Below are 19,930 nucleotides of genomic sequence, written 5' to 3'. Positions count from 1 at the left end.
CGTCATCAAGACCCTCGCCCGCAACGCCTACGGCTTCCGCAACCCCGAAAACCAGCGCCTACGCACCCGCGCAGCCACCACCCGCCGCCACCGCGGACACCTCAACCCCGCTTAACTTCGAAGAGCCAGTATTTCGAGGCGGTGTGGCGGCGAGCCCGAGATGAAGGCGAACTCGGCTGATTTGTTACACCGACCCCCGCCGATCTACACGCGCGGTACGCGCTCCAGCGATGCCGACGAGCACTATCGGCGGCATGACAGCGCGTGCTTCTGTCTGTTTGTTCACCTATCAGCTGAATGCCGCGGCGTCTTCGGATCTCGTGAAACTCATTGTCCGCTGGGATGATCGAACAGTGGCCGGGCCGGGTCGGTCTGCGGGAAAATGGTTTATGCGGCAGCTGCAGTTGTTCACCACGGCGCAATTGGCGACGATGCGCGACACGACGAGGCGCCGCAACTATTCCGCCGAGGCCGAGGAATTCCGCCGGGAGCATCAGCGGCATCGCGTTTGGGGTATGACACAACGCCACGCGCGGAAGCTGCGCTCGATTTACGGCCACATGCCGAGCGACGAGGAATTGACGGCCGGGTGGCACGATCGCGGCGCGGTGGCGTCGGCGTCCGGAACGTCTGAGCAGGCACACAGCCGGCCGGCAGTCCGGTCGGAGTCGACGCCCAGCATGCCGGGTCAGGTTGTGCCGGGTCAGGTTGTGCCGGGTCAGGTTGTGCCGGGTCAGACCGTGCCGGAGACCGCCGTCGCGGGACGGGTCGCGACGGTGGACGCGGCGGGAGGCCGGCATGAGCACAGTGTCGCGGCCGGTGGCCAGGTCACCGAATCCGAGTCGGCGCTCGAAGAGGCGGTTGTCGTGGCGGCACCGGTCCGGCGTCCCCCGGCGACGAGATGTCGCAACTGGTTTCGGGAAAAGGGCGGCCGTTTGCGGGTGCGTGGCGGAGACGCCGCCGTGCGCCCCGGTGGGAAGCCGCCCGACAGTGTGGAGCGCCCTCGATTCGCACCGTCGGCCGGCGATTGCCCGGTAAGCTGGACGACCCGCTTCACCCGGAGCCCGCCACTGCGCTGGAGGCTGCCCACAGACGGCCCCAATCGCCGTTTCCCAAAATTCGCGCTGGCGCATTCTCATCGGCAGATCCGTAAACGGATCGCGCCTTCATCCCGTTCGCGCGATCAAGCGGCGACCCACGCTCTTCCTGACCCTGGGCGCCTCCGGCGATCCGGGACGGCCCCCGGAGCAGCCGATCCGACGGCTTGGATGGGGCTGCCGGATCCGCTCCGCACCCGGGTGGTCCGCTTCTTGCTGTGTCAGGGACACCGATCCCGATGGCAGGAGGACGGCCATGACCGCATCCACCGCTCCCGCGCTGCGCCGCCCGGAGCCGGGAGCGCTGGGTGTCCGGCCCGGCAGGCTCGTCATCGACCGGCATCCGCTGCTCGCCGCGCACCGGGGCGCCGCGCCGGACCTGGTGCTGTGCTGGGGGCCGATGCCGCGCCGCGCCCGGGTCGACGTCGTGGTCCACCTGCACGGCTTCGGCACGTGCGGACCGATGGACCTGGTCCGCGACATCCTGCCCCGCAGCGGGTTCGATCCGGCGAGACGCCGGGCGCCCACACTGTTCGTCCTTCCGCGCGGTCACTTCTACGGCGGGCGGACTCGCGCGGGTTACGACTTTCCCGGCCTGGTCGCCCGTGGCGCCTTGTCCGCCCTCGTCGACGACGCGCTGGGACGGTTCGCCGCGGCCACCGGTGCTCATCCGACACCGGGGCGGCTGATCCTGACCGCGCACTCCGGCGGCGGCGCCGCACTGATGAGGATCCTGCGGCAGGAGGACCCGGACGAGATACACACGTTCGACGCGCTGTACGAGGATCCCGCGCCTCTCATCGCCTGGGCGAAAAGACGGCGCTCGGCCGGTACGGGCGCACTGCGTGTGTTGTATCGGGCGGGCCGGCACGGTACCGCCGCGATGAGTGAACGCGTCCGGGCCGAGCTGGGCGGAAACACCCGGACGTTCCGGGTGGAGCGGACGGAAGTCGAACATTGCGACATACCGCGCACGTACGGGCCGCGGCTGCTCGCCGATCCCGCGGCCGACCTGCCCGGCGTCGCCGCGATCCCGGGGACGCCGGCGGAACAGCGCGAAAGCACGCCGCCACCAACGCTGGGCGAGGCGATCGCGGCGGTCGCGGTACGCGAGTTCCGGCGCTGGCGTCCCGGCGGCGGCAGGCCGCTCACCGAAACGACGCCGCAGGCCACTCCGATGCTGCGCCAGTACTACCTGGTCGGGCTCGGCAAGAAGGTGTCCGACATGGTGTCCGACGCGGATCTGCGGAGCGCGGCCTGGCACGCGCACAGCGACATGAGCGCGTGGAGCGCGGCGTTCGTCTCGTACGTCATGCGCGAAGCCGGGGCGTCGATGTTCCCGGCCGCGGCGGCACACCGCGAGTACATCCGCGCGGCGCGCCGCAACCGGCTCGTCGCGAACAGCGCGAACCCGTTCTGGGCGTATCGGGCCACCGAGATTGCTCCGCGGGTGGGCGACCTGGTGTGCAACTCGCGGCCGGGAGTCGACGGCGCGAACTACGACAACATCGGCCAGAACCGCCGATGGTCCACGCACTGCGACATCGTGGTGGACGTCAAGCCGGGCCGCCTCCGGGTGATCGGCGGCAACGTCGGTATGCCGGGTGGACCGCCGGGGCAGGGCCTGACCGTCGGAGACAAGACGGTATGGACGCTGCCGGACGGCCGGGTCGATCTCCGCCGGCATCGCCGGATCTTCGCGGTGGTCAGTTGCAGCGGGGCCCGGCCGGTCATCACGGCCGCGCCGGCCACCGGAACCGCGGCGCCGCCCTGCCGTGCCGGCGCGCCGCTACCGGCCAGCACCGACGAACGCGCGGCCCGGGTCGTACAACTGCTGGTCAGCCGCTACGGCTACCCGGTCGCCGGGGCCGCCGGACTGACCGGCAACCTGATCGCGGAATCCGAGGTCATTCCGCAACGCATCGAAGGAAGCCGGTCCGCCACCCCGCTGCGGGCCAAGGACTTCTCCGGCCGGGAACGCGACTTCACCCCGGACGAGGTGCGCGACCGGGATCCGGTACGCCGCACCGGCCCCCGGCTACCCGGCGTCGGGCTCGCGCAGTGGACCAGGAAGGAGCGCCGAGCGGGCTTGTTCCGGCACCGCAGCCTCGGCTCGGCGATCCTGTCCGACCTGGCCGCGCAGGTCGACTACCTGGTCACCGAGCTGGGCCGCGACTACCGGCAGGTGGACGCCGTGCTGCGCGGGCCGGGCGTGACCGTGGACCGGGCGTCCGACGCGGTGCTGCTGCGGTTCGAGGTGCCGGCCGTCGTGGTCAACGGGCGACCCGGTGATCCGGCGCTGCAGAAGGCACTCCGCGACCGGCGGGCGCTCGGTGCGCGGGCCCTGGCGGCCTATCGAAGGACAGCTCCGGTCGCATTCCCGACCGGCACGGCGCGGTAACGCCGCGTCGCACCTAGGATTTCCCTCTGTTACGACGGGAGGACACGTCGTGGATGAGTTCCAGTTCGAGATCTTTCTGCGTGACGTCGACCGCTATGAGTGGCGTCTGGTCCAGCATGACGGGCAGCGCCGGGTGCTGGCCCGATCGCTGGGCGACTTCGCGACGCCGCTGCTGGCGCAGAACAGCATCATGGTGATGAAGCAGATCGTCGAAAGGGCGCCGATCGTTACGGTCGGCGACGGGTACGGCCAGCCGGTGGGATTCGAGATCGTCGACGCTTTCCCGCTCCGGCTGAGCGGCTCGGTGTCACACCCGGCGGTCACCGAGGACGCCGCGACGGCGCTGCGCCGCGCCGAGGCGGCGCCGGAATCGGCGTCCGAACGCCCCGCCGGAGCGCGGTCCGAACGCACTGCCGAGCCCGCACGAGCTCGAAAAGCGGCGACCGCCACCCGACGGGGCGACACCGCAGAAACCGATGCCAAGTCTCAGGAATCAGACGAGACCACAGGGGCGAGGACGGATCGGGACGGTCCGCACGCGTCCGGAACCAGAGCGACCAAGCCCCGCAAGACCGCACGAGCCGCACGAACCTGAGCCGCGATGACCGCGCTCACCACCGAAACGCGACGCCCGCCGGCGCCCACGGCATGGATCGAAGCCGGCGGCGCGCCCGACGACGCCGTGCAGGCCGTCCGCGGCGGCCTGACCAGCGCCGGAGTCCGCCTGGAACCCAACGCACGCGGCCGCATCGTCGTGTTCGACCCGGACGATCCCGGCGCGGCGGCCCGGCTCACCGCCGCTGCCGCCTCCGGACGCGTACTGGCCCTGGCCCTGCGCGACGCGACCGACGGCTGGGAACTGCTGCGGGCCGGCGCCTCGGACGTGGTGATCTGGGACGGCACACCGGACGTCGCCCACCTGATCGCCGACCGCCTGCGCCGCTGGCACGCCGTCGACGAGCTCCTCGACTGCCCGCACGTCCGGGACTTCCTCATCGGCGAGAGCCCGGCTTGGCGCGCCGCCCTGCGCGACGCGGTCGAGGCGGCCCGTTTCACCAACTCCGCCGTACTGATCACCGGCGAGTCCGGCACCGGCAAGGAACGGCTCGCCGAGCTCATCCACGACCTCGATCCCCGCCGCCCCAAACGCAAACTCGTCATCCTGGACTGCAGCACCGTGGTTCCCACGCTCTCCGGCAGCGAGTTCTTCGGCCATGAGCGCGGCGCGTTCACCGGCGCCTCCACCGTCCGTGAGGGCGCGTTCGAGCTCGCCGACGGTGGCACCCTCTTCCTCGACGAGGTCGGCGAGCTGCCGGTCACCCTGCAGGCCGAACTGCTGCGGGTGATCCAGGAGGGCACGTTCAAGCGGGTCGGCAGCAACGTCTGGCGCAAGAGCAGGTTCCGGCTGATCTGCGCGACGAACCGCGACCTGGCCGCGGAACGCGAGCGCGGCGGCTTCCGCAGCGACTTCTACTTCCGCATCGCCGGCTGCACGCTCCATCTGCCCAGCCTGCGGGAGAGGCCGGAGGACATCGCCGGCCTGTTCCGCTACTTCTGCCGCCAGGTCGCGCCGGACCGGGAGCCGCCGCCGCTGTCCGAGCCGGTGCGCGACCTGCTGCTGCACCGCGACTATCCGGGCAACGTCCGTGACCTGCGCAGCCTCGCGCTGCGGATCATTCACCGCCATCTGGGCTCCGGGCCGATCACGGTGGGCGACGTGCCGGAGCACGATCGGCCGGCGCGTCCGGGCGAGGATCGCGGAGGCGACCGCCGCCTGGAGCTTTACCTGCGCGACCGGCTTGCTGCCGGCTCGTCGGTGGACGAGCTGACCGCAGAGGTACGAGCTGAAGCGTTCCGCCTCTGCTCAGCGGACCGCCACGGCGCACCGAACGGGGCGGGCGGTCCGGGCGAACCGGAGGAACCGCACCGTCACCGCGTACCGGAAAAGGCCTCGCTCACCGGAGCCGGCGCCGCACCGCGCGGGTGAGCCCGGCGGCGTCGCGCCGTACCCGTGAGCCGCAGGAAGTTGCCGCCCAGCACGAGCGCCTCGTCGCCGGGCGGAAGCTTCAGCAGGCGGACCTTCTCCAGTTCGAGACCGGGGTGCAGCCACGGACCGTCGGAGCCGAACAGCACCTTGCCCGGGCCGGCCCGGCGCACCGCGCGCAGTAGCAGGTCGAAGCGGCGCACGCCGGAGGTGTCGGTGTAGACGTTGGGCCGGTCGGCCAGCACCGCGCAGAACACGGCCTGCGCGGACCAGTCGTCGGCGAAGCTACCCAGGTGCGGGATGACGAAGTCGACGTCGCGGTACTCCGCGGCGAACAGCTCGATCGCGCTCACCTCGCCGGCCACGTCGTACAGAACCGGCACCCGCAGCGCTCGCGCGGCCTCGCAGATCTCCCGGCTGATGCGGGCGTCGAGCCGGTGCACCTTGATGCCGAGGAAGCCGAGTTCCTCGACGGCACGGCGGGCCATCGGCAGGATCCGGCCGCGGTCGCGTTCCGCGTGCACGAACGCGAACGCGGTGAAGCGGCCCGGTCGGCCGGCCACGATCCGGCCGACCTCCTCGTTCGCCGCCGCGTAGTCGCTGTGGAAGGCGGCCAGCAGGTTCGTCACACCGATTCCGGCCTCGTCGCATCGACGCAGGTAGCGAGCCAGCGGGGCGACGGTGTCCCACGGGCCGGTGAACCCGTCGCCGTGCCCCGCGTGGCAATGCGCGTCGATGATCATCCTCGGAAGGCTTGGTAGGACGGCTGGCGTGTCGCGTACCCGTTCGCCGGCCGTGCCGGGCTGCGGCGCGGAGCGTGACCCTGGACCGCGCCGAGCGAGTGGCAGTACTGCTGAACCTCCTGCCGGAAGTAGGTCGCCCAATGCGCGGCCTGGTCCGCGTTGCTCACGCCGGGCCACTCGCCGAACCGGATGCTCAACAACAGTTGCTCGCCGAAGACGGCCAGGTCCCGGTAGTGCATCGCGGACACGTCGGACCAGCCCTGGATGCGGTTCATCACGTCGACCGCGTCCATCCAGCCCTCCGGCAGATCCACCATGATCCGCGACGGCAGGAACTCGCGTACCTCCGGCCGGCCCAGCAGGTACTGCTGCATCAGCATCTCCTGGCGGGTCGCCGAGGGCATCTCGCCGTACAGGTTGGCGGCGCCCTGCGTGAGCAGCAGGTGTGTCTCCTTGAGACCGTTGAGCACGTTGAAGGCGTTCGGGATGATCACCGTGTTGTCGCTCTGCTCGTAGAAGTCCAGGCACTCGCTGAGCAGGTTGTGGAACGCCGCCATGAACCGGTTCCGGTTGTCGGCGACGCGCCGGGACGGCTGCGCGATCTGGGTGCCGTACGCGTGGGCGTACTCCAGGTTGCGCTGTTCGGCGGTGAGCAGGTGCCCCTGGTCGCGCTGGATGCCCCAGAGCAGGCTGCTCAGCGGCCGCAGGGGCTCGACCTCCATCGAGGCGAGCGGGTCGCGGCCGGGGTACGCCGGCGGCCGGTTCTGGAACCGCCAGTTGATCGCGTCCAGGGTGCGGACCAGCCCGGCCCGCTCCATCCAGTACGACCAGATCAGCTCGATGAGGACCGGGCGCGTGAGCTTCTCGGCGAGGATTCCGAAACACAGGTCGGTACGCTCGTGGTCGTCGTCGCGCCCGACCACCGCCACGTCACCGAGCTTGCGGCGGATGATCCCCAGGTATGGCAGTACGTCCAGCTCGCCGCCCCGCCCGTCCGGCACGTCCACGAGGTAGCGGCGGAACTCGCGCTCCAGTTCGGCGACGTCGACCGTACGGTCCAGGCGGGCGCTCTCCTCGGCCACGTCCACGTTGCGGAAGACCTCGCGGAAGGTCCGGCAGTAGATCATCACGAACGCCTCGGTGGTGGCCTTGAGCAGCCGGTAGCGCTCGACGCCGGGGAACGGCAGCGCGATGTGCGAGCGTGAGTGCCCGCCGCGGAAGCCGTCCCACGAGCCGCGCTCCTGGCAGCCCACCCGGTCCACGAAGTCGACGTAGCGGTCGTAGCCGAGCGCGTTCGTGCTGTTCCGGATCGCCACCCAGAGCGTCTGGTCGTCGGTGGGCGGCGGCGTCGGCCGGCGCAGCGTGACCGACACGTCGTCACCGGCGGCGAGCGGCGGCTGCGCGATCTCGATGGGATCCGACTCGCCGCAGGCGGCCGGGCGTTCGATGCCGGTACCCACCGGTTCGAGCTCGAGGAAGACGGTCCAGGAACCGACCGAGAGCCCCGTGGTGTCGAGGGTCGCGCGGATCTCGATCGGTGGCTTGGTGTCGTCGAAGATGATGTTGTTCTGTGGGACGGTGGCCGCGCCGAGCAGGGCGATCCGGGCCTGGGCGTCGGTCAGCACGACCGGCCCTTCCACCCGCCAGGTCGCCTGGTATTCGCCGTGAAGGTCACCCGGTGGCTTGCCGACGAGCAGGACGATGCCACCCTCCGTGATGCGCTGGGGCCGGGGTTCGACGTCGAAGTATCGCTGCCGTTCCCGGCTCCCGGTGTGAACCCGGTCCGTCATTGTCTGTCTCCGATCAGAGTGGGTTGTACGGTCGCACCGGCCCACACGGCAGGTTGACCGAGGAACGTCCGGACGTCGGACCGGGTCGCGGCCCGCGCCGTCGCGAGCGTGCTGGTGACCGCCCAGGTGACGATCAGCCGGTGCAGCAGCCGGGCCTCCTCCTCGGGGCTCAGCAGCCCGCCGGCCCGGGCCTGGCCGAGCACCGCGAACGCCAGCGTCGGCGGTGCGCGGTCCACCTCGCCGGGGTCGGCGCGCCAGGCCGCGAAGCGGCGCAGCAGCGCCTCCCGGCGCACCCGCGGGTCGTGCAGGACGTCACCGAGGGTGCGGCCGCGCAGGGCCGGGGACCGGTGTTCGATCAGCACCCGGACCACGCCGGGCAGGCCGTTCTCCAGCTCCGGCAACTCACCGGGGTACATCTCGCGCCACACCGCGGCCAGCCGGTTCCACTGCGGGTCCGGATAGAGGGCGTCACCGATCGCGCAGCTCAGCAGGACGCGGATCCACGGAACCGGATGAGGGTCGTTTTCGGACGGTCGGAACACGAACGCGCGCGGCAGGCTCACCAGCGAGATGAGGCCCAGCGTCGAACCGATGCCGATCCGGCCGATCGCCCAGCAGTCCGCCACGATCTCCGAGATCCACCGGATCCAGAGCGGCCCGGCCCGGGCCCGGCGCAAATCCGCGCGCAGTGAGCCGACCAGTCCGAGCAGGGCCGCGCCCTGATGACCCACCTCGTGGATCAACGACGAGGCCACGCCGAACCCGATCATGCGCTCGCGGGGGATCCTGATGATCGCTATCGGGCTGTCGCCGCCGCCGGGGAGCGCGGTGTGCGCCCGCCGGATCGCCCCGCCCAGCCCGCGGTGCAGCGCGCACACCACCGGCGGTCCGTCGATGAGCCCGCCGGGCAGCCGCAGCGCTTGCGCGGCCGCCACGTCCAGGCCGGACAACAGAACGCCGTTCTCGGTCTCGCTGCGCTGGGTGATCACCTCGGAGAAGAGGTCGAACTGCGCGAGGGCCTTCTGGAAATCCAGCCGCAGCGCCCAGAAGCGCCGCTGCTGCTCGGCCGCCGGCGCGGCCCAGCCGGGTCCGCACAGCCAGCCGAGGTACGTCTGGGCGTGCCGCCACACCGTCTCGCGGCCCCGGGCCAGATGGTCCTCGATGCCGCTCAGCGCGGCCGGGGACAGCGCCGCCGCGGCGACGGCCGTCTCCTGCAGCACGAACGGGCGGACCGCGGCGAGCCGGGTCAGCAGCGCTCGCGTCTCCTGTTCGAGGAGACGGGCGGCGGACGGGTGGCGGGTCATCGCTCAGGCGTCCAGCAGAACGATCCGGCCGCGGCGGCGTACCCAGCGGCCGCTGTCCGGGCCATGTCCGTTCATGCCGGGCGGCGGCCCGGAAGCGGCGTAGGGTGCCTCGCCCGCATACGGGGCCTCCCGCTCGTCCGTCTCCCATTCGGACGCCGCGGGCTCGCCGGGCGGAGGTGGCGGTTGCGGGGTGCCGCCCGCGGGTGGTTCGGGTGGTGGCGCGTCGATCGGCACCTGGACCCAGCGGTAGCCGGGGCGCGGCGTCTGCGGTTCCGGTGGCGTCTCCGGCGGCGCGGGCTCGGCGCCCTGCGCCGGGTATCCGTATCCGTAGCCGCGCCAGCCGTAGTAACCCGGCCGGCCGTAGCCGTAGCCGCCACGGTAGGGGCGCCGGTAGCCGTACCCGTAACGGCGGCCGTAGCCGTACCCGTAACGCCGGCCATAACCATAGCGGCGGCCGTAGCCGCCGAAGGTACGCCGCAGCACGCGGGCCGCGGTACCGAACAGCCCGGGTGCGAAACGCCGCGCCGCGCCCAGAATGCTCAGCTCCCCGACGACCTCCGGCGGCCGGTCCGGATGAGCGGCGGCCGCATGCCGGGCCGCCGACTCCACCAGGCGCACCGCCTGCCGCGCCGTCTCGTACGCCTGCTGCTCCTGCCCCATGCCGGGCGTCTCGGTCTCGAAGACGGGCGCTTCGGAGTCCGCCGCCTGCAGCACCGGTGTGGCGGCGTCGATCACGGCGCGTCCCTGCCGGGAGCGGGCGGCATTGGGCCGGCCCTGAACCGCGGCGCCGACCGTGTTCACGATCTTGCCGACCACCTTGCGGAGGTCCCGTTCGTCGGACACCTCCAGCAGGCGACCGGCGAGGTCCGCCTCCTGCGCCGGGCTGAGGACCGCCTCGTCGGTCTCGGCCTCCGCGCCGAACACACCGCGCAGCAGCTTCCCGAGAATCTCCTCCTCGTCCTCGGTCTCCTCGTAGTTCTCGCTGTCCTCACCCTCGTCCTCGAACTCGGTCTCCTTCGTGAAGGCGCCGATGAGGCTGGGCAGTACCTTGGCGGCGAGCGGGATCAGCGCCTGGAAGAAGTGCTCCTCGTCCTGCTCGGACTGCGTCTCGTCGTAGCGGGCCTCGTACTCTGCCTCGTCGTCGCGGCGGCGACTTCCCTGGCACCCGGCAGCCGGTGCTGATGTCTCGAACATGGGTCTCTCCCGTCGTCGGCGGATTCGGGCCGGCATCTCTGCCAGCCGCAAGAAGTGGGCCAGCCGTCAGCGCAGCGCCACCGGCGCGTACCCGAGACGGGCCCGGTGCTTGGCCACCGTGCGCCGTGCCATCGGATAGCCGGCGGCATTCATCAGGTCGGCGAGCCGCTGGTCGGAGATCGGGCCGTCCGCGGCGCGCAACAGCCGCGCCAGCTGTTCGTCGGCACCCCCGCTGACACCGAAGAAGCTCGCCAGCGGGCTGAGCCGCCCGTCCGGCAGCAATGCCTGCTTGTCCGCGACGGCACGGCTCACCGTCGACTCGTGCAGGCCGAGGTCGGCCGCGACCTCGGCACGGGTCAGCGGGCGGAGCGCGCCGCCGGCCAGGAAGTCGCGTTGCCGCTGTACCGCGTACTCGGTCACCCGGCGCAGCGTCTCGCGGCGGTCCCGTAGCAGGGTGAGGAAGGATCGGGCCGCGGCCGCACCCGGTCCGGCGGCCCGGGCGCGCAACCGGGTGGTCGCGCTTTCCACGAGGTCGACGGTGAATCGGTCCGCTTGCGCCCGGATCACCACATCGGGGATCACGTACGCCGTACCGCCCGCCGTTGTCCCGTCATAGGCGGGATAGGGCCGCAGCCGCCGCCGGATCAGCTCGAGCACGCCGGCGATCGCCTCCCGGGTCGTCCCGACCGCCTCGGCGATCGCGGCGAAATGACCGCGGCCGAGTGCCGCGAGGTGTCCGGTGATGACCTCTTGTGCCAGTCCAGCGGTCTCGGGCGGCAGGCCGATCGCGTCCAGTTGCAGTACCAGGCACTCGGCGACGCTGGTGGCGCCCACTCCGGGCGGGCCGCAGCGGCGGATCACGCTGAGCAGGCGCTCCACGTCGCTCTCCTCGCGCCGCAGCTCGGCGGCGAGCTGAGCCCGGCTCCGGTCCAGCAGCCCGTGCCGGTCCAGGTTGTCGATGAGGTAGTCCAGCGCGCCGGCGTCGGCCGGACCGGTCTCGGCATGCACGGCCCGGCGCAGCTTCTCGGAGTCGGGCTCGGCGGCCGGCATATCCGGGATAGCACTGCTGGCATGGCTTATCCCGCAGATGGGACATCTTGCCCGCCAGGCACCTCGGCAGACCGGGCATTCCCCCGGCTCCAGGCGTTCCAGATCGGCGTTGGCCTGCAGTTCGTCGTCGACGACGTCCTGCATGGCCGGGTACGGCAGCATCAGCAGCTCACCGAACGCGACCAGGGCCGGCGACACCTCCATGCCGAGCCGGGGCGTCATGGCGAGCTCGAACGTCACGGACAACCCGACCACCTCCCGCCCGCTCCCTGCAGGATCCGGGCCAGGTCGCAGTCGCCGGAGCGGACACGTCCCTGATCCGACACCGGCTGGCCCCGAACTTGCTGGTACGGGTACATGTTCCGTACTCGTGCCCGGGGACTGCCCCGCGTCGTCTTCCTGCCCGGCGCGCTCGGCACCGAACTGATCGACACCAGCCTCACGCCGGCACAGGCGCGCCGGGAGTGCGAGCGCAACCTGGGCGTGGCCGGAGACCTGCTGCTGCGCGGAACCCCGCTGTACCCGTGCGACAAGCGGCCGGAAGCCCTCTGGGGAACCATCGGGAGCCTGCACTGGCTGTTCGCCCCGGACGCGTGGGGCCGCCGCATGATGACCGGCAACGGCTGGGACCAGCCCGGGAACGTGCGGCCCGGCGCACTCGTCGACATCGACGTCCAGTACAAGAAGAAGCGCATCACGTTCCGGCCGTACACCGCCTTCCTCGCCGGCCTGCGCGGCGCGGGCATGGACGTGCTGGCGTTCCCCTACGACTGGCGGCTGTCCGTCCGGACCAACGCCGGCCTGCTGCAGCGGCGGATCCTGGACCAGTGGTTCGGTGGCCGGGCACCCACCCGGCCGGTGTCCGACGAGGAGCGGGTCACGCTCATCGGGCACAGCATGGGTGGCCTGATCGCCCGCTACTTCCTGGAGTCACCCCTGCAGGGACACCGGCTGGCCCGTCGGCTGATCACCATCGGCACACCGCACCGGGGCGCGCCGCAAGCCTGGCTGCACCTGACCGGCCGCACCCTGCCCCTGCCGGACACCCCGCTCTACCAGCAGCTGCGCGCCGCCGGGATACCACCGCCGAGCGTGTCGGCGCACGGCATACCGCCGCGGGTGCAGATCGCGGTGCTGCACGCGATGGCGTCCACGTTCCAGCTGCTGCCGGTGTACAACTTCGTATCGAACAAGGGCCGGCCGGAGCGGTACCAGACCACGTACCGCGACGAGAAGCACTCCGGCACCGGCCGCACCGCGGTGGAAACCATCCGGGACCTGCGCGCCGGCCTGATCGACGCGTGTGATCTGCCCGGCTGGCTGGGCCGCCAGCGGCTCGACTATCACCTTCTCGCCGCGACCGGCTTTCCCACCCCTCTCGGCTACGACCGCGGGCAGGACCGCATCATCACCGGCGCCGGCGGTGACGCGACCGTGCCGCTGACCAGCGCCCGGTTGTTCCCGCACGACCACGGCAACCTGCGCAATCTGCTCGTCACCGGCGGCACGCTGGACCACGCGCGGCTCTGTGAGCGACCGGACGTGCTGGGCCGGTGCCTGCCCCTGGTGCGGCGGCCCCGGCCACCGGTGCCACGGCAGGTTCCGCCGGGTTCGGTGTCCGTCGACGACCTGGTCGGCGCGGCCCGACTGATCATGGACTGCCGCCATGAACCCGACTATCGCGGCCGGGTGCTGTCCGTCACCCGGCTCGGCAGCAACGACGGCAAGCCGCTGGTCGACCCGGCCGACGAGCCGGTCCCCGGCTCGAAGACCCGCCGGCAGCTGAGGAACCCGCCCAAGCACCTGTCCAGCCGGGAGATCGAGGAGATCGACGTTCCCGACGTCGGCCGGCTGCGGTACGTGTTCATCCTCTCCAACGCGACATCCTTCTCCTCGGTCGGCGGGATGCTGTTCCTCGGCGACTTCTACAACCACATGGTCACCTACAACGTCGGGCGGATGGACCGCGGATATCGGCACGCGTGCGACAACGCGCACCACGCCGAGATGCACCTCACCCGGTGGCTGTCGGAACAGGACCGGACCTTCCGGAAACGGCTGCGGATGCTGCACATCGCGAACCGCTCCCGGGACACCGACATCGAGGGCTTCAGTCCCTGCCGGCCGTGCTGCAGCGACCTCGCCGCATCTCTGGCCGGGCTTCGCGGTACGCCGCCGACCCAGACGATCAACGCCGAGATCTCCTGGTGCGAGCGGTACACCGGTTATCCCCGGTGCCAGCACGCGACGACCGACTTCAGTCTCGCGTGGATGAAGTCGGCGGGCTGGGGACTCGTCGAACGGTGCGCCCGGCAGAAACCGATCCCCTGGCTGGCGGGGGCACGTCCAGGAACCTTTCAGGGGGGTCAGCGAACCTTGACGTCTGCTTGAGGCCACGTCTGCACCGGACGCGACGGCGGCCCGCACCGCCCGCTCGAGCTTCCGGGGGATGCCGACGGCACGCATATGATCTCGTGATGGCTTCCAAGACCTTGCTGGCACGCGGTGGACTGACCTATGTCGAACGTCGTGACTTCACCCGCGGCGATTCACTGCGCGTCGGCAAGAGCGCTTGCCAGACGGTGGAGCAGAGGCAGCGTCGGCGTGACCGCGCCGCCCTCCAGCCGTGAGATCACGGTCTGCGTCGTGCCTGCCCGTGCCGCAAGCTCGGCTTGGCTGATGCCCAGGACTGTCCGCCAGTCATAGACGGCCTGGCCGACGGCGATGCGGGTACCGGCTTCGATGTACTCAAAACTCTCGCGGTGGTCGTCCGGAACAGTCCACTTGGTGTGGTAGCCCTTCATCGCTCATCCCCTTCACGGTCGTAGAGGTGGGTCGCCGGCCCGTGCTCCGCCAGGCGGCCCTTCCTAGATGAAGGCGCAACTCGCGGACTGCGCCCTGCAGATGCTTGCTGTACGGCTCGCCGAGCGTGGTAGGCGAGCGTCAACGATGCGAATGCGACTCAGGCACCCTCGTCGAGTGGCTGCCACGGGTCGATGATCTCCACGCCCGCGGGCGCGAAGTCGGCCATATTGCGAGTGACGACCGGCATGCTGTGCACGAGTGCGGTAGCTGCGATCAGCGAGCCACGAACGGATCGCGGATCGGGAACGTGCAGATTAGCGCTGCGCCGCGCGACGGCGGTATCGACCGGGAGGATCCGCTCGGCGAACGCGGGCAGCACTTGCGCCTCCAGCCAACGGCGAAGGATGGCACCCTGCGCCGGATCGCGCCGCTCAGCCAGCAAAACCTTGATCTCCAACTCCTGAACGGTGATGGCCGAGACGAACATGCTGCTGGCCGCGGCGCCGGCCGCCCACGCGACGACGTTGGGGTCAGCTCGACCGGCTTTGGCCTTGCGCAGCTCGGAGACGACGTTCGTATCCAGCAGAAACATCAGGTCAGGTCCGCAGGCCGGGCCAGATCACGCGACGCGATGATGTCGAACTCGACGTCGGCCTCATCCGGAGACAAGCTGAGCAGGTCGACAATGCTCTCCTGGCCACCGGTCAGACGCTCGTAGTCCGCGAACGTCAGCAGCACGTGCGCCGGCCTGCCCCGGTCAGTGATGAAGACCGGTCCGCTGCGAGCCGCGTTCTTGGCCCGCCCCGTATCTTGGTTGAACTCCCGGCTCGACAACCTGGTTACTGTCACAGCTCCCACCTCCAAGCGCGTGTAGCAATGTTACTACGCGCGTGGGGCACGTGACACCCTCGGTCCACGCCCCTTGTGCCCGCGATGTCCGAACGGCAGGCCGTAGCGGCCTCGTCGCACCCGGGCCCATAACCTACGACGCAGCCGACGTCGTACATCTCGCCATGACGGATAGCCCAGCCGTCGTCGTCCGTCTCGAAGAGCAGCATCAGTGGCCCAACCGCCAAACTCATCGCCTCGGATGGCCGCCGCCACGGTACAGCTGCCTCACCCCGGCTCTTCCGAGCCGGATCGGGACAGGACAGGACCATAGTTGGACACGACCCGGTGGAGGGCGGCCAGGGAGCTTCTCAGCAGGCGTGGGGACCCAGGGGCTTGTTGGGCGATAGTGGCATCGAACCGGTCGAGGGCCGCCGGTTTTCGTGGGGTTTCAGGGGGCTCGGCCCCCTGAGCCAGCATGACGAGGCCCCCAGGTCCGCGCTTCTCAGCGGACATGGAGGCCAGGGAGCTTCTCAGCAGGCGTGGGGACCCAGGGGCTTGTTGGGCGATACTGGGATCGAACCGGTCGAGGGCCGCCGGTTTTCGTGGGGTTTCAGGGGGCTCGGCCCCCTGAGCCAGCATGACGAGGCCCCCAGGTCCGCGCTTCTCAGCGGACATGGAGGCCCTGGGACTCGTGGGCGATACTGGGATCGAACCAGTGACCTCTCCGGTGTGAACGGAGCGCTCTCCCGCTGAGCTAATCGCCCTGACGCGAGGAAGACTGTACTAGACCGGGGTGTCCGAGGGCCAACCAGGGGTCAGCTCAACCACCCGCGAGTCTTCTCGATCAGGTCGATGCCGAAGCTCACCCGGACCGACGCCCACACGATCGCGGCCACGAAGACCATGCCGACGATGCCGATGAGGCCTCGCATGGGCAGGCTCTGCCGGCCGATCCAGCTCGTCCACGCCTTCACGTTGCGCTTGGTGAACTCGAGCAGGTTCTTCGCCCAGGTGAACTCGACCGCCCAGATGGCCAGGCCGAGGATGACGATGGCCCAGCCGGGGCCGGGGAAAGGGATCAGCACGATGCCCAGGGCGATGACGAGCGAACCGAGGACCCCAATTCCGATCTTGAGGGCTAGGCGGCCGGTGTGGTTTGCCCGGATCTTGTCCAAAACACCCATCGGTGCCCGATCTTCGTCCGCTTTCGTGCTCATTTCATCCCCCAGTGTCCCCAGGCCCCGTCACTACCCGGGAGGAATGGACGTTACCGGAGTAAGTCAACTGCTGGACCACCCGACGCCGGGCGGAACCGAGTACTTGGGCAGAACAGGACAAGATATCGCTTTACGTCTTGTGCGAAGAGCTTTCCGGAACCGTCTTCCCACTACTGGGTGAGATCAGCGTATGGCGGAGCGTAACGACAGGGATCACCTGAGTATGGGAAAGCGGGGTTCACCAGCCTCGCAGCGGTGCCGGGGGGAGTTCGTCCATGAGTACCATTCGTCCAACGACCGTCGAGGTCGAGACCTCGCTGCGGCTCGTAGCGCCTGACGCCACGGCTCTGCCCGTGCGCGCCAGTCTCCGATACGACCCAGCGGACCCGTATGCGGTCCATGTGTTGTTCCACGCGGAATCAGCCGGTGGGGAAGCCGTGAGCTGGTCCTTCGCGCGGGAACTGCTGGTGACGGGGCTCGATGAGCCCGCGGGCATCGGCGACGTGCGGGTGTGGCCGTGGGCCACGCCGCGCGGGGATTTCGTCGCCCTGGCGCTGTCGTCTCCGGACGGCAACGCGTTGTTCGAAGTGCCCCGCAGTGTCCTCGTCCGGTTCCTCCGGCGCACCTATGTCGTGGTGCCGCGCGGCCGGGAATCGGAGCATCTCGACGTGGACGCGGCGGTCAACCGGTTGCTTGCGGGGAGATAGCGCCGGAAAGCGAAAAGAGGACGACCCGCGCGGACACTGCCGATCCGCGCGGGTCGTTCCTTTCTGGTACCAGAACCTACGAAAAAGACAAATACCCGATTCCCGGGCAAGAATCGGACAATGACCCCGATTATCCGACACATTCCCGTCAACCCGCGTTTTGGCAGGTGCGCGGCTGGTCATCGACGGTTACCGTCGGCCCGATGACCTCTCTCGCGACGCGCGCCACGCCGCTGATCCCGCCCGGGTGGGCGGGGGTGGCGACGTGCGCGCTGGGTGAGGTCCAGCCGTCCGGCCCCTGGCGCCCGCCGTACCACGTGCTGCTGCTCGCCACCGCGGGCCACGGCGCCGTCGAGGTCGACTTCGAGCACCACACCTGCCGGCCGGGCACGCTGCTCTGGATCCGCCCGGGCCAGGAGCTGCGCATCGGGGCGAACGGCCTGTCCGCCTCGGTGGTCACCTTCGACACCCGGCTGGCCGGCGACCACTGGCCCGAGCGCCCCGAGACGCCGGGCCGCTGGCAGCTCGAGGGCGAGGACGAGGACGCGGTGATCAGCGAGTTCGCCCAGCTCTCGGTCGACTGTGAGCGGCACCGGTCCGGCCCGGTCGCGGCCGACCTGCTGCGCCACCAGCTGGCCGTGCTGCTGCTGCGGATCGCGCTGCTCACGCCGGGGCCGGGCCCGCTCGGCGCGGAGGGGCGCACGTTCGCCCGGTTCCGCCGCCGGCTGGAGTCGGGGCATCCGCGCAGCCGGCGGGTGGAGGACTACGCCGAGGAGATGGGCTGTTCGGTGCGCACGCTGACCCGGGCCAGCCTCGCGGTCACCGGCCGCACGGCCAAGCAGGTGGTCGACGACCGGGTCGCGCTCGAGGCGCGCCGGCTGCTCGCCTGCACTTCGATGTCCGTCGCCGAGGTCGGCCGCCATCTGGGCTTCCCGGAGCCGACGAACTTCGGCCGCTTCTTCCACCGCGAGGTGGGGGTCAGCCCGGGCCAGTTCCGCGCCGACATGGCCGCGAACGGCCGCGGCGGAATACCGGGCCAGCGACGGCCCGCTGACTGAGCGTAATCCCCACAAAACCATGGGGTATGTGCGGTGTCCCGGCGCTGAAGGGGCATGATAGGTGGGTGCAGATCTCCGCGCGCGGCGACTACGCGGTCCGGGCCGCCCTCAGCTTGGCGCAGGCCTACCCGGCGCTGATGTCCGCCCAGGCCATTGCTCAAGATCAGAACATGCCCCGCAAGTTCCTCGAGGCGGTCCTCGCCGACCTGCGTCGCGCCGGTGTGGTCCGGGCCCAGCGCGGCGCCGAGGGTGGCTACACATTGTCACAACCGCCGCGCGACGTGACGATCGGCTCGATCCTGCGCGCGGTCGACGGCCCGCTGGCCGGCGTGCGCGGCCTGCGTCCGGAGGAGACGCAGTACGAAGGCGCCGCGGAAAACCTGCCGAACCTCTGGGTCGCGGTGCGCGCCGCGGTGCGCGAGGTGGTCGACGAGGTCAGCCTGGCCGAGCTGATCAGCGGCCGGATGCCGGCCCACGTCCGCAAGCTCACGACCCGCCCGGACGCGTGGCAACCGCGCTGACGCCGAAGCGCATTCCGAACCCCCAAGACCGCGCTGACGTTTGTAAATTTCCCGAACCGGGAATCGAGCGCCCATCCCCAAGACCCCCGGAGGGACGCAACGATGGGCATCGTGTTCCGCAAGCGCAAGAAGATCGGCCCGCTGATCCTCAACTTCACCGAGAACGGCTTCTCGTCGTGGAGCTTCAAGATCGGCCGCTGGTCGTGGAACTCGCGCACCCGCGCACACCGTGTCGACCTGCCCGGCCCGCTGTCCTGGAAGCAGGACAAGTCGCGCTCACGGTAGGGCGATCACCACGTCCCCGCCCAACCGCCCGTGCGGCGGTTGGCGGGTGACCGCGCCCGAGTCGGCGAGCGTGTGGAGCACCCGGGTGACGTCCGCCGCCCGATAGACGGTTTCGGTCAGCGCGAAGGTCCGCAGCTCGGTCACCGTGGCCCGGCCGACCCGCTCGAGATGGGCCAGGATCTCGCGGCGCAGCGGCCCCGGGTGCGGCTGCAGCGAGATGTCGATGAGGTGCCGTTCCGGGTCGCCGGGATCGCGATACCGCACCCCGGCGAACTCGTCGACCGCCCAGAGCGCCTCCTTGAACCCCTCGAGGCTCTTGCCCGACGTCGTCCCGAAGGCCAGCAACTCGCCCGGCTCCTCGCCCGTCGCCAGCTCCACCGCGGTGAACAACGGCCACGGCTCCCGATAGTCATTCGCGGACACGCCGGGCGGCAGCGAGAGCAGAACCTCGGCCGGCTTCCCGTCGGCGAGCGCGGCGACGTCGGCCGGGTCGGGCGTCTCGCTCGCGCTCGCCGCATCCAGAAAACCCAGCAAGGGTACGCGTTGCGCACCGGCCGCCTTCAGCGCGACGCCGAGTGCGCCGGCGCCACCGGACACCGCGTGCACGGGCAGCGAGCTCAATTCGCCGATCGCCGCGAGCCGGGAAGCCACCGCGGTGACGTCGTCGCCCACGAGCAGCATGGACAGTTCGCGACCCCGTACGAAATCGGTTTGATCCGCCAGCACCCGCGCGGCCGCCTCGGCCGACTCGCCTCCGTCCGCATCGGCGAAGCCGTGCGTGTAAAAGACCCGGCGGGCGCGATGCAGCGCCGCCGGGGCCCAGGCCTCCAGGTGTCTGACCAGCAGTTCCCGCTTCACCGTCGAGATCACACCCGACCTCCCAGTCCCGAGGATCTACATTGTCCCGGATCGGGGGAGAGTTGGGGGAGACTTGTACCCACGG

The 19,930-nt window shown here is 70.6% G+C and carries 18 protein-coding genes and 1 tRNA gene; 8 read left to right on the top strand and 11 right to left on the bottom strand.

Going from position 1 to position 19,930, the window contains the following annotated elements; genetic code table 11:
* Positions 1-1,353: 1,353 nt before the first annotated feature.
* The 3 genes from ACFQS1_RS37550 to ACFQS1_RS37540 are packed head-to-tail and all read left to right on the top strand — an operon-like array spanning position 1,354 to position 5,485.
* On the top strand, positions 1,354-3,498 hold the full coding sequence (locus ACFQS1_RS37550; protein WP_378977260.1) for a phage tail tip lysozyme: 2,145 nt from the start codon (positions 1,354-1,356) through the stop codon (positions 3,496-3,498).
* A 49-nt stretch (positions 3,499-3,547) separates the two neighbouring features.
* Complete coding sequence (locus ACFQS1_RS37545) at positions 3,548-4,093, top strand: hypothetical protein (protein ID WP_378977258.1); 546 nt, start codon at positions 3,548-3,550, stop codon at positions 4,091-4,093.
* 6 nt (positions 4,094-4,099) lie between these two features.
* Positions 4,100-5,485 (top strand): sigma 54-interacting transcriptional regulator, encoded by a 1,386-nt coding sequence (locus ACFQS1_RS37540; protein ID WP_378977256.1) that lies wholly within the window; start codon positions 4,100-4,102, stop codon positions 5,483-5,485.
* Here ACFQS1_RS37540 and ACFQS1_RS37535 read toward each other — a convergent pair.
* The 5 genes from ACFQS1_RS37535 to ACFQS1_RS37515 form a co-directional block, all read right to left on the bottom strand.
* Positions 5,428-6,225 (bottom strand): amidohydrolase family protein, encoded by a 798-nt coding sequence (locus ACFQS1_RS37535; protein WP_378977254.1) that lies wholly within the window; start codon positions 6,223-6,225, stop codon positions 5,428-5,430. The genes ACFQS1_RS37540 and ACFQS1_RS37535 overlap by 58 nt on opposite strands.
* Positions 6,222-8,015: a hypothetical protein gene (locus ACFQS1_RS37530; protein WP_378977252.1), complete on the bottom strand. Its 1,794-nt coding sequence runs from the start codon at positions 8,013-8,015 to the stop codon at positions 6,222-6,224. The genes ACFQS1_RS37535 and ACFQS1_RS37530 overlap by 4 nt, the downstream gene beginning before the upstream one ends.
* The gene (locus ACFQS1_RS37525; RefSeq protein ID WP_378977250.1) at positions 8,012-9,319 is read right to left on the bottom strand and encodes a hypothetical protein; all 1,308 of its coding nucleotides are present in this window, start codon (positions 9,317-9,319) and stop codon (positions 8,012-8,014) included. The genes ACFQS1_RS37530 and ACFQS1_RS37525 overlap by 4 nt, the downstream gene beginning before the upstream one ends.
* Positions 9,320-9,322: 3 nt before the next feature.
* On the bottom strand, positions 9,323-10,513 hold the full coding sequence (locus ACFQS1_RS37520; protein ID WP_378977248.1) for a hypothetical protein: 1,191 nt from the start codon (positions 10,511-10,513) through the stop codon (positions 9,323-9,325).
* A gap of 66 nt (positions 10,514-10,579) precedes the next feature.
* Entirely contained in the window at positions 10,580-11,803 is a 1,224-nt protein-coding gene (locus ACFQS1_RS37515; RefSeq protein WP_378977262.1) for an RNA polymerase factor sigma-54, read from the bottom strand.
* Positions 11,804-11,920: 117 nt separating this feature from the next.
* Between ACFQS1_RS37515 and ACFQS1_RS37510 the strand changes: the two genes are divergently transcribed.
* The gene (locus tag ACFQS1_RS37510; RefSeq protein WP_378977246.1) at positions 11,921-13,954 is read left to right on the top strand and encodes an esterase/lipase family protein; all 2,034 of its coding nucleotides are present in this window, start codon (positions 11,921-11,923) and stop codon (positions 13,952-13,954) included.
* A gap of 158 nt (positions 13,955-14,112) precedes the next feature.
* Here the strand turns inward: ACFQS1_RS37510 and ACFQS1_RS37505 are convergent, their stop codons facing one another.
* From ACFQS1_RS37505 to ACFQS1_RS37485, 5 genes are all read right to left on the bottom strand, one after another.
* Positions 14,113-14,367: a helix-turn-helix domain-containing protein gene (locus ACFQS1_RS37505; RefSeq protein ID WP_378977244.1), complete on the bottom strand. Its 255-nt coding sequence runs from the start codon at positions 14,365-14,367 to the stop codon at positions 14,113-14,115.
* 158 nt (positions 14,368-14,525) lie between these two features.
* Positions 14,526-14,960 carry a type II toxin-antitoxin system VapC family toxin gene (locus ACFQS1_RS37500; protein ID WP_378977242.1) on the bottom strand — a complete coding sequence of 145 codons (435 nt, stop codon included), beginning with the start codon at positions 14,958-14,960 and terminating at the stop codon, positions 14,526-14,528.
* A complete protein-coding gene (locus tag ACFQS1_RS37495) occupies positions 14,960-15,217 on the bottom strand; it encodes a type II toxin-antitoxin system prevent-host-death family antitoxin (RefSeq protein WP_378977240.1) in 258 nt (85 codons plus the stop codon). Before ACFQS1_RS37495 ends, ACFQS1_RS37500 begins: the two co-directional genes overlap by 1 nt.
* Positions 15,218-15,891: 674 nt before the next feature.
* Positions 15,892-15,963 (bottom strand) — tRNA-Val (locus ACFQS1_RS37490).
* Between the two features lie 51 nt (positions 15,964-16,014).
* Positions 16,015-16,383 carry a TIGR02611 family protein gene (locus ACFQS1_RS37485; RefSeq protein WP_378977238.1) on the bottom strand — a complete coding sequence of 123 codons (369 nt, stop codon included), beginning with the start codon at positions 16,381-16,383 and terminating at the stop codon, positions 16,015-16,017.
* A gap of 308 nt (positions 16,384-16,691) precedes the next feature.
* Here ACFQS1_RS37485 and ACFQS1_RS37480 point away from each other — a divergent pair, with 308 nt between their 5' ends.
* From ACFQS1_RS37480 to ACFQS1_RS37465, 4 genes are all read left to right on the top strand, one after another.
* Entirely contained in the window at positions 16,692-17,123 is a 432-nt protein-coding gene (locus ACFQS1_RS37480; RefSeq protein WP_020514863.1) for an SsgA family sporulation/cell division regulator, read from the top strand.
* 203 nt (positions 17,124-17,326) lie between these two features.
* Positions 17,327-18,181, top strand: coding sequence for a helix-turn-helix domain-containing protein (locus ACFQS1_RS37475; RefSeq protein WP_378977236.1), 855 nt, complete (start codon positions 17,327-17,329; stop codon positions 18,179-18,181).
* A gap of 65 nt (positions 18,182-18,246) precedes the next feature.
* On the top strand, positions 18,247-18,702 hold the full coding sequence (locus ACFQS1_RS37470; protein WP_378977234.1) for an RrF2 family transcriptional regulator: 456 nt from the start codon (positions 18,247-18,249) through the stop codon (positions 18,700-18,702).
* Positions 18,703-18,804: 102 nt separating this feature from the next.
* On the top strand, positions 18,805-18,987 hold the full coding sequence (locus ACFQS1_RS37465) for a DUF4236 domain-containing protein (RefSeq protein ID WP_378977232.1): 183 nt from the start codon (positions 18,805-18,807) through the stop codon (positions 18,985-18,987).
* Here the strand turns inward: ACFQS1_RS37465 and ACFQS1_RS37460 are convergent.
* Positions 18,979-19,857, bottom strand: a complete 879-nt coding sequence (locus tag ACFQS1_RS37460) for a hypothetical protein (RefSeq protein ID WP_378977230.1) — start codon at positions 19,855-19,857, stop codon at positions 18,979-18,981. The two genes, ACFQS1_RS37465 and ACFQS1_RS37460, sit on opposite strands and share 9 nt — an antisense overlap.
* Positions 19,858-19,930: the final 73 nt, after the last annotated feature.

The organism is Paractinoplanes rhizophilus (assembly GCF_042664765.1).
GTDB lineage: Bacteria > Actinomycetota > Actinomycetes > Mycobacteriales > Micromonosporaceae > Actinoplanes > Actinoplanes rhizophilus.
The sequence above is the reverse complement of the archived record's forward strand: the minus strand, read 5'-3'. Positions and strand labels throughout refer to the sequence as shown.